The sequence below is a fragment of the Methylopila musalis genome, from assembly GCF_042679725.1.
GTDB lineage: Bacteria > Pseudomonadota > Alphaproteobacteria > Rhizobiales > Methylopilaceae > Methylopila > Methylopila musalis.
Window position 1 is genome coordinate 1 of record NZ_JBHTMX010000123.1, and the last position, 8,834, is coordinate 8,834.

Annotated in this window: 9 protein-coding genes and 1 pseudogene; 6 read left to right on the forward strand and 4 right to left on the reverse strand. The window is 71.3% G+C overall.

All coding sequences use genetic code 11. From position 1 onward, the window contains the following. The 3 genes from ACFQ4O_RS12345 to ACFQ4O_RS12355 form a co-directional block, all read left to right on the forward strand. On the forward strand, positions 1-532 hold a 532-nt coding region (locus tag ACFQ4O_RS12345), incomplete at its 5' end, for a DMT family transporter (RefSeq protein ID WP_378775994.1). A 38-nt stretch (positions 533-570) separates the two neighbouring features. Next, a complete protein-coding gene (locus tag ACFQ4O_RS12350) occupies positions 571-2,253 on the forward strand; it encodes an acyl-CoA dehydrogenase family protein (protein WP_378775995.1) in 1,683 nt (560 codons plus the stop codon). Positions 2,254-2,263: 10 nt separating this feature from the next. Next, positions 2,264-3,346: a DUF1963 domain-containing protein gene (locus tag ACFQ4O_RS12355; protein WP_378775996.1), complete on the forward strand. Its 1,083-nt coding sequence runs from the start codon at positions 2,264-2,266 to the stop codon at positions 3,344-3,346. Between the two features lie 26 nt (positions 3,347-3,372). Here the strand turns inward: ACFQ4O_RS12355 and ACFQ4O_RS12360 are convergent, their stop codons facing one another. Beyond that, positions 3,373-3,789: a protease inhibitor I42 family protein gene (locus ACFQ4O_RS12360; RefSeq protein WP_378775997.1), complete on the reverse strand. Its 417-nt coding sequence runs from the start codon at positions 3,787-3,789 to the stop codon at positions 3,373-3,375. Positions 3,790-3,960: 171 nt separating this feature from the next. Between ACFQ4O_RS12360 and sbmA the strand changes: the two genes are divergently transcribed. Then, positions 3,961-5,226, forward strand: coding sequence for a peptide antibiotic transporter SbmA (gene sbmA, locus ACFQ4O_RS12365; RefSeq protein ID WP_378775998.1), 1,266 nt, complete (start codon positions 3,961-3,963; stop codon positions 5,224-5,226). A 235-nt stretch (positions 5,227-5,461) separates the two neighbouring features. Then, positions 5,462-5,884, forward strand: coding sequence for an OsmC family protein (locus ACFQ4O_RS12370; protein ID WP_378775999.1), 423 nt, complete (start codon positions 5,462-5,464; stop codon positions 5,882-5,884). A gap of 12 nt (positions 5,885-5,896) precedes the next feature. On the opposite strand, the gene ACFQ4O_RS12375 is transcribed toward ACFQ4O_RS12370, so the two are convergent. From ACFQ4O_RS12375 to ACFQ4O_RS12385, 3 genes are all read right to left on the reverse strand, one after another. Then, positions 5,897-6,595 (reverse strand): transglycosylase SLT domain-containing protein, encoded by a 699-nt coding sequence (locus ACFQ4O_RS12375; RefSeq protein ID WP_378776000.1) that lies wholly within the window; start codon positions 6,593-6,595, stop codon positions 5,897-5,899. 92 nt (positions 6,596-6,687) lie between these two features. Then, on the reverse strand, positions 6,688-7,824 hold the full coding sequence (gene aroB, locus ACFQ4O_RS12380; protein WP_378776001.1) for a 3-dehydroquinate synthase: 1,137 nt from the start codon (positions 7,822-7,824) through the stop codon (positions 6,688-6,690). Next, positions 7,821-8,447, reverse strand: coding sequence for a shikimate kinase (locus ACFQ4O_RS12385; protein WP_378776002.1), 627 nt, complete (start codon positions 8,445-8,447; stop codon positions 7,821-7,823). The genes aroB and ACFQ4O_RS12385 overlap by 4 nt, the downstream gene beginning before the upstream one ends. Before the next feature lie 195 nt (positions 8,448-8,642). Between ACFQ4O_RS12385 and ACFQ4O_RS12390 the strand changes: the two are divergent. After that, positions 8,643-8,774: pseudogene (locus ACFQ4O_RS12390) on the forward strand (histidine kinase); the annotation flags it as partial. Between the last annotated feature and the right edge of the window lie 60 nt (positions 8,775-8,834).

Sequence of the window (8,834 nt, forward strand, 5' to 3'; positions counted from 1 at the left end):
GAAGCTCGCGGGCGCAGGCGCGCTGGCGGCGCTCGGCGCGCCGCTCGCGATCAACGTGGCGGCCATGGTGGCCGTCACCGCCGCCACGCTGCACCAGAAGCGGGCGCTCGGCGGGGCGGACCTGCGCACGCTGGCGCCGATCCAGTATGTGGGCGCGCTGGTCGTCACCGCGCCCGCGGCGCTGCTGTTCGAGGATCTGCGCGTGGACTGGACGCTGGAGACCTGGCTCGCGCTCGGCTGGTCGGTGGTGGTGCTGTCGATCGTCGCCGTCATGCTGATGCTGGTCATGATCAAGCGCGGCGAGGTCTCGCGCGTGGCGGCGCTGATCTATCTCGTGCCCCCGACCGCGGCGCTGCAGGCCTTCGTCCTGTTCGGGGAGACTCTGACGCCGATTCAGATCGGCGGCATGGCGCTGGCGGCGGCGGGCGTCGCCCTCGCCGCGCGGCCCGCGGTGACTTCCGCCGAAGGGTGCATTGCGGCAAAGCCCCTCCCCGGCGAGGATGCGGCGAAACCGTCGCATCGGCCGGCCTGATCATTCGTGGCCGGCCGTTTTCCTGTCCGGAGTCCGTCATGACCGCCCTCGCCCAGTCCGCCGCGCCGGAGACCGTCGCCGCGACGGCCCAGCTCTCGGCCGTGCTTCCCGCGCTCGACGCCCTGCTGTCCGAAGCCGCGAGCGCCGTGCGCGCCAAGGTGGTCAAGGACGGCAAGATCGACGCCGCCGCGCTCGACCGCGAGCAGCGCGCCACCCACGGCCTCGCCTGGCTCGCCACCTACCGCATGGCGCTGCGCGAGCTCGCCCACTGGGGCGAGCGGCTGAGCGAGGAGGGGAAGTTCGGCGCGATCGAGGAGGGCATCCTCCGGGTCGGCGCGGCCGAGTATCTCGCCCAGATCATCGGCGGCATCCCCATGAACCAGGGCGAGACCGTGCGCGCGCGCGATCTCGGCCTCGCGCCGAACCGTCCGGCGGAGCTGCTGGGCCAGACCGCGCAGGACATCATCGCCGACGGCGGCGCGCCGGAGGCCCGCCACGAGCTGGCGGAGCTGATCCGCAAGGCCGACGGCCGCTACGGCTTCGGCGATCCCGCGCTCGACGAGACGCTGGTGCAGTTCCGCGACGAGATGCACCGCTTCGCCGAGGCGGAGGTCGCCCCTTACGCCCACGCCTGGCATCTCGCCAACGCCTACATTCCGCTCGAGACCATCCAGAAGATGGCCGAGCTCGGCGTGTTCGGCCTCACCATTCCGGAGGAGTTCGGCGGCCTCGGCCTCGGCAAGGAGGCCATGTGCGTGGTCTCCGAGGAGCTCAGCCGCGCCTATATCGGCGTCGGCTCGCTCGGCACCCGCTCGGAGATCGCGGCGGAGCTGATCATGGGCGGCGGCACCGAGGAGCAGAAGGCGCAGTTCCTGCCCAAGCTCGCCGACGGCTCCATCCTGCCGACCGCCGTGTTCACCGAGCCGAACACCGGCTCCGACCTCGCCAGCCTCAAGACCCGCGCCGCCCGCGACGGCGACGTCTACAAGGTGAACGGCGCCAAGACCTGGATCACCCATCCGGTCCGCGCCGACCTGATGACGCTGCTGGTGCGCACCAACCCGAACGAGCCCGGCCATCGCGGCCTCTCCATGCTGCTGGCCGAGAAGCCCCGCGGCACCGAGGCCGATCCGTTCCCGGCGCCCGGCATGTCCGGCGGCGAGATCGAGGTGCTCGGCTATCGCGGCATGAAGGAGTTCGAGATCGGCTTCGACGGCTTCGAGGTGCCGGCCGCGAACCTGCTGGGCGGGGTCGAGGGCGAGGGCTTCAAGCAGCTCATGAAGACCTTCGAGAGCGCCCGCATCCAGACCGCCGCCCGCGCGGTCGGCGTCGCCCAGTCGGCGCTCGACATCGGCCTGCGCTACGCCGAGGAGCGCGTGCAGTTCAAGAAGCCGCTGGCGGACTTCCCGCGCGTGGCCGACAAGCTGGTCATGATGGCGGTCGAAGTGCAGATCGCCCGCCAGATCACCTATTTCGCCGCCCGCGAGAAGGATCTGGACCGCCGCTGCGATCTGGAGGCCGGCATGGCCAAGCTGCTCGCCGCCCGCGTGGCCTGGGCCGCCGCCGACAACGCCCTGCAGATCCACGGCGGCAACGGCTTCGCGCTGGAATACCCGATCAGCCGCGTGCTGTGCGACGCCCGCATCCTCAACATCTTCGAGGGCGCCGGCGAGATCCAGGCGCAGGTCATCGCCCGCCGCCTGCTGGAGCAGGCCGCCTGAGCCTCAACCCATGACGGCGTTCCGGACCGAAGACGACCTCCGCCGCTCGCTCGCGGCGGGGGGATTGTCCGGTCCCGCGGACGCGATCGTCGCCAGCGCGCGGCCGGTCCTCCTGTTCCTGCGGCGCCAGACGCCGGACGACCCGCTCCCGCCCGGCGCGAGCAAGATGGGCGGATTTCCCGACCTGCCCAAAGGCTTCGACTGGCCCGAACGCCCGCCTTATCCGGACGCGGAGCGGAAGGCGGCGGCGGTTCTGGCCTTCGCCCGAACGACGGAGGCGGAGTGGCGGGCGCGGGCCGAACGCCCGCTCAAGCCTCACGAACGCCGCATCCCCACCGAGGAGATCGACCGGCTCGTTCCAACGGCCATCGAGCGCGGCCTCACCTTCGGCTCCTATTTTCCGCTCGCCTTCATGGCGCAGCTCGACCTCGCGGCCCTGTCCCGCGAGCCCGGCTTCGATCCCGACCTGCCGCGCTCCGGCCTGCTCAGCGTGTTCGAGGACGCCACCGCCGAAGGGCTGCCCGGCGGCCCGGTCGCGTTCTGGAGCGACGGTCCGGCCAGCGCCCTGCGGCGCGCGCCGCCCTCCTCCTCGCTGACCGGCTTCTTCGACCGCTGCAGCAACCATGGCTTCGGCGCCAGCGAACCGTGGTCCCGCCTCACCATGGCGGAAAGGCTGGAGCCCCATTCGGCGCTCGCCGTGCCCCATCACTGGAAATACGCCTTTCCGCCGGAAAGCTCGGGCTGGCGGGCGATCTGGGACTGGTTCCAGTCCGCCGAGAACGGCGTCTTCACGCCCCAGGGCGACGACGGGCCGCCGCCGTCCGGCCACTTCGGCGACCGGCTGGGCGGCTGGCCGGACGACATCCAGGGCAATCCCGAGGTCACGCTCGACGGTCAGCAGGGCCGCCCCACGGTGACGCCGGGCCGCACGCCGTGGCGGCACCTGTTCTCCTATGGCGGCGAGTTCTACGCCGGAACCCGGCTCATGGGCTCCGACGGCAAGGGCGACGGAACCACCTATCTCATGATCGACCGTCAGGACCTCGCCGCCCGCCGGTTCGACAGGACGCGCTGGGTCTACGACCAGACCTGACGGCGGCGTCTCCCGACGCCCGGCCGTCACTCCGCCACGAAGGCGAAGTCGAGCCTGCGCTCCACGGGCGTCTCCCACGGGCGCTTGTAGACCAGCGTGAGCGACGCCGGTCCCACGGCGCGGGGCGTAACGACGATTACCGCCGTCTCGGGCGCGCCGACCATGCCGGCGGGCGTCTTCGAGTCTCGCGCCGTCCGGAACGGCCGTTTCACCGCCAGATTGCGGGCGGCCGCCAGCTCCCAGCCGTAGCCGGTGCTCGGATTGGTCCGAAGCCGCACGGTCGAGGCGACGCCCACGGGCAGCCGGATCGTCCGGCCCGCCTCGGCCTCGGTCAACGCCACGCCGGCGTGTCGCGCGCCGGTTCGCTCCGTCGCGCCCGCGCCGCCGATCGCCGCCAGCGCCACGGCGACCGCGAAACCACCCGACAGAGCCCCGTTCCGCATCCCAACCCTCATACCTTCGCCCGCAGCCGCTCGCCCCGATCGAAGCGTTTCGGCGGCGTCAGGACAAGCGCCGAGATTTTTTCGCAGCGTCAGCCCTCACTCCGCCGCATCCGGCGTATGCCATAGGCCACGATCACCGCAGCGTGATCGCCAGTCCGGAGTCTCCCCCGCATGTTCGTCTCGTTCTTCCCGAACCCGAAGCCGTTCGTCCTGTCGGCGCTGGCCTGGACGGCCTTCGCCATCGCGCTGTGGTACGCGGGCGGCTGGGCGGCGGGGGGCTGGATCGGGCTGCCGCCGGAGGCCGCGGACGCCGCCCCGGTCATCGGCCCGTCGGTGTTCGTCTCGGCGCCGTTCCTGTGGTTCTACCTCTATTACGCGGCGATGGCCGGCCTGTTCTGCGGCTTCTGGATCGTGACCACGCGCCACCCCTGGGCGCTGTGGTCCACGCTCGGCACGGCGCTGATCATCTTCATCACCTACTTTCAGGTGCAGGTCTCGGTCGCGATCAACAACTGGTACGGACCGTTCTACGACCTCGTCCAGGCCGCGCTGTCCAAGAGCCGCCCGGTCTCGCTCGGCGAATTCTACGGCGAGGCCTTCGCCTTCACCGGCATCGCGATGGTCGGCGTGCTGGTCTACGTGGTGACGCGCTTCTTCGTGCAGCACTACGTCTTCCGTTGGCGCACGGCGATGAACGATTACTACACCTCGTTCTGGCCGCAGCTCCGGCATGTGGAGGGCGCCTCCCAGCGCGTGCAGGAGGACACGATGCGGTTCTCCACCCAGATGGAGAAGCTCGGCGTCAGCATGATCGACGCGCTGATGACGCTGATCGCCTTCCTTCCGGTCCTGATGCGCCTCTCCGGCCCGGTGAGCGAACTGCCGATCGTGGGCGCGATCCCCCATCCGCTGGTGGTGGCCGCGATCCTGTGGGCGGCCTTCGGCACCACCCTGCTCGCGCTGGTGGGCGCCAAGCTGCCGGGCCTCGAGTTCCGCAACCAGCGCGTGGAGGCGGCCTACCGGAAGGAGCTGGTCTATGGCGAGGACGACGCCGCCCGCGCCACGCCCCAGACCGTGACGGAGCTGTTCTCCCACGTGCGGTCGAACTACTTCCGGCTCTACTTCCACTACCTCTATTTCAACGTCGCCCGCATGTCCTATGTGCAGATCGACAACATCTTCCCCTATCTGATCCTTGCGCCGACCATCGTCGCCGGCAAGATCACGCTCGGGCCGATGCAGCAGATCCTGAGCGCCTTCGAGCAGGTGCGCGCCTCGTTCCAGTATCTGGTGAACTCCTGGCCGGAGATCATCGAGCTGCTCTCGATCCACAAGCGCCTGCGCGGCTTCGAGGCCATGATCCACGGCGGCACGCCGCCGTCGCAGGATCTGGAAACCCCGGAAGCCCAGGTCGACGCCTCGGGCGCGCGCGCCTGAGGAGGTCGGCCATCGTTCTTGTCCCGGCCTCGAGCCGGGACCCAGAACCGCTGTGCTCTCAAGTAAAACGCGACGACCGGGGCGCTCACACCACACACGGCGGGCGTCTGGGTCCCGGCTCAAGGCCGGGACAAGAAAGGGACGCGTGCCAAATCGGGTTTCCGCCCTAGCTCCATCGCCGAGGCCGCCCGCACGTGGCGGCGTGACGATCTGGACCAGCAAGGGAGAGACGACGATGAAGCGCATCGGCAGCGCGGTTTGGAACGGCCCGGTCAAAGAGGGTTCGGGCAAGGTCAGCACGGAGAGCGGCGCGCTCCAGGACCTGAACTACTCGTTCAAGAAGCGGTTCGGCGACGAGAAGGGCACCAACCCCGAAGAGCTGATCGGCGCGGCGCACGCCTCGTGCTTCTCCATGGCGCTGTCGCTGATGCTGGGCGAGGCGGGCTTCCCGCCGGACGAGATCCGCGCCACCTCGGCGGTCTCGATCGAGCAGCAGGGCGGCGGCTTCCAGATCACCACCATTGACCTGTCGGTGATCGCGACCGTTCCGGGCATCGACGAGGCGACCTTCACCGAGATCGCCACCAAGGCCAAGGACGGCTGCCCGGTCTCCAAGGTGCTGAACGCCACGATCAACTTCGAGGCCGCGCTCGGCTGATTTCATGCGTCGTCACCCGCCGCGGGCGATCCTCACCTTGCGGCGGGCGTCGATCTTGGCCTCCAGCGCCTTGATGCGCTTTTCATGGGCGGCCCAGAAGCGCCGGTTGTCATCCTCGCTGTGACGGCCGGGGCGCCAGCCGAGATAGGCGCCCTTGCGGCCGCCGCCCCCTGAGCCCTCACGTTTCGGACCGCCGTCGCCGGCGAGCGAGCGGATCGCGACCCGCTCCGGCGCTACGCCGTCCGCGAGCGGCGAGCCGAGAGTCGCGAGATAGGCCTTGGCGCGGCGGCAATACTCCACCGACAGCGGCGACATGGTTTCGGCCCGATGCCCGGCGCGGTACTTCATCAGCGCCCGGCACAGGTCGCCATCCGCGAGCCGCCACGCCTCGGCCAGATAGCGCACCGCGTAACGGGCGTTGGTCTTCGGATCGAACAGGCCGAGCGCGCCGCCGCCATGGCCGAGCATCGCCGCGGTCTCAGGCCGGATCTGCATCAGGCCGATCTCGCCCACCCCGCCGACGGCTGCCGGATCATAGCCGCTCTCGATGTGGGCGACCGCGTCGGCGACCTCCGGCGGCAGGCCGCGCGCCGCCGCCTCGGCCCGCACGATCGCCGCGTAGTCCGGGCGCGAGGCGGCCGGCGCCTCCGCGCGGCACGGAAGCGCGCCGGCGATCAGGACGGTGGCGATGACGGCGCGCCTCAGCGCCATGGGCCGGTTCCCCGCTGCTCCGGTTCAAGGACAGTCCCGCACTGTGGCCGGCGGGCTTTAAGAACCGGTGACGATCGGGGAAAGCGTAAAGGTCAGGCGAGTTCCGAGGCCAGGAACGCCAGCGCCTTGTCCGCGTCCACGTCCTTCGCCACGAAGCTCTGGCCGACGCCCCGCGCCAGGATGAAGGTGAGCTGGCCGCCGGACACCTTCTTGTCCTGCCGCATGTGCTCGAGCAGCGTGTCGGCGCCGGAGACGCCGCCGGGCACCGCCTTGGGCGAGGTGGGCAGGCCGACCGCCTGCAGGTGCCGCTCCACCCGCCTTGCGTCGTCGGGCGCGCACAGGCCGAGCGCGGCGGAGAAGCGGAACGCCATGGCTATGCCGATGGCGACGCCTTCGCCGTGCACCAGCCGGCCGCCGTCATAGGCCACGTCCGCCTCCAGCGCGTGGCCGAAGGTGTGGCCGAGATTGAGCAGCGCCCGGTCGCCGTGCTCGTGCTCGTCGCGGGCCACGATCGCGGCCTTGGAGCGGCAGCTGGCGGCGATGGCCTCGATCCGCGCCGGACCGCCGGCGAAGATGTCCTCCCACGCGGTCTCCAGCCAGCCGAACAGGGCGGCGTCGTCGATCAGGCCGTATTTCGCCACTTCGGCGTAGCCGGCGCGGAACTCGCGCGGGGGCAGGGTGTCGAGCGTGTCCACGTCCGCCAGCACCAGGCTCGGCTGGTGGAAGGCGCCGATCAGGTTCTTGCCGTAGCGGGAGTTGACGCCGGTCTTGCCGCCGACGGAGCTGTCCACCTGCGCCAGCAGGCTGGTGGGCGCCTGCAGGCAGCGCACCCCGCGCCGCAGGATCGAGGCCGCGAAGCCGGCGAGATCGCCCACCACGCCGCCGCCGAGCGCCAGCACCAGATCGCCGCGCTCGATGCGGGCGGCGAGAAGCTGGTCCGTCACCTCGGCCAGCGTCGACATGCATTTGGAGGATTCGCCCGCCGCGACCGTGATCGAGCGCGTCTCGAGGCCGGCGTCCTGCAGGGCGGCGAGGGCGGCCGGCAGATGGGCCTTCGCCACGTTCTCGTCCGTGACCACGCCGATCTTGCGGGCGCCGAGCGCCTTCGCCCGCGCGCCCGCCTGACGCAGCAGGCCGTGGCCGATGAGGATGTCGTAGGAGCGGTCGCCCAGCGCCACCGTCACGGCGGCGCCTGCGGTCTCCCGCGCGGCGAGGGCGGCGTCGGTCATGGCTGAGGGTCCTTGGTCTGGGCGGCCGTCAGGCCGAGCCGCTGCTCGAGCGCTGCGATCACGTCGGCGATGACGTGCTCGTGGGGCGCGTCCCGGGAGATCACGGTGAGGTCGGCCAGCGCGTAGACGGGATAGCGGGCGTCCACCAGCGCCCGGAGCGCGGCCTCCGGATCGGCGGTGGCGAGCAGCGGCCGGTTGGAGCGCTTGCGCACCCGCTTCAGCAGCACGTCCACCTCGGCCTTGAGCCAGACGGAGACGCCGCCGTGCGAGACGCGGGCGCGGGTTTCCGGGTCGAGCCAGGCGCCGCCGCCGGTGGCGAGCACGCGGGGGCCGTCGTCCAGCAGCCGGGCGATCACCTTGGCTTCGCGGGCGCGGAAATAGGCCTCGCCATGGGTGGCGAAGATCTCGGGGATCGTCATGCCGCCGGCCGCGGCCTCGATCTCGTTGTCGGCGTCCATGAAGGGCAGGTCGAGCGCCGCGGCGAGCCGCCGGCCGACGGAGGATTTCCCCGCCCCCATCATGCCGACCAGGACGATGGAGCGCGCGCCGAGCGCGGCGCGCAGCCGCTCCGTGCGCCGCGCCTGGCCCTCGTCCGCGCTGTAATGTTCCGTCGCCCCGCTCAAGCGATCCTCCGCCGCCCCGTCTTCCGGTTCGTACGCTCCCGGCGGGCGAAGCCGGAGCCGGCGGGGAGGGCGCGAACGGCGCGCAAACTAGTCCTAAAGGTTCCGCGGGCACAACCTAAGGCGTTGCCGCCGGCCGCACGGCGTGGTCTCGTACGGGACGAGGCGGCCGCTGTTCCGGCGACACGAGAGGTCGCGATGCCCAGCCTGATGCGTTTCCTGACCGTTCTCGGCGTGCTGGCGGCCCTCGGCTTCGGCGCGGTCTTCGCGCTTGCGACGCTGGTCACGCCGCGGCCGCGCGAGATGACCGTCACCGTCCCGGTCGATCGCCTGCGCGCCCAGCCGGCGCAGGCCCGCGCGCCGGACGACGGCCCGCACGCCACCGCTTCG